Raw genomic sequence first — 242 nt, 5'->3', positions numbered from 1 at the left:
CTGGTTCGCCGCGCAGGACGGCGCGCTGCCCGAGGGCGCACCCCCGGCCCCGCCCCGCTGGATCGACGCGCTCGCGGAGCTGAAGGTGCGCCGCGCGCCGGGCACCGCGTGCCAGAGCGGGCTCGCCGAACCGGGGATGGGCCTGCCGGGCGACCCGCACAACCCGGGCACGAAGGGCTGCGGGACGGTCATGCGCTCGGCCCCGTACGGGATGGTGCCGGGGCGCGAGGACCCGCACGTCG

Annotated in this window: 1 protein-coding gene; it reads left to right on the top strand. The window is 79.3% G+C overall.

Annotated elements, in window-relative coordinates:
• On the top strand, positions 1-242 hold a 242-nt coding region (locus KVS67_RS12795; RefSeq protein ID WP_368669073.1), incomplete at both ends, for an ADP-ribosylglycohydrolase family protein.

This window comes from Micrococcus sp. GbtcB5, from assembly GCF_019091605.1.
Lineage (GTDB): Bacteria > Actinomycetota > Actinomycetes > Actinomycetales > Micrococcaceae > Micrococcus > Micrococcus luteus.
This window is presented reverse-complemented; position numbering and strand designations above follow the sequence as displayed.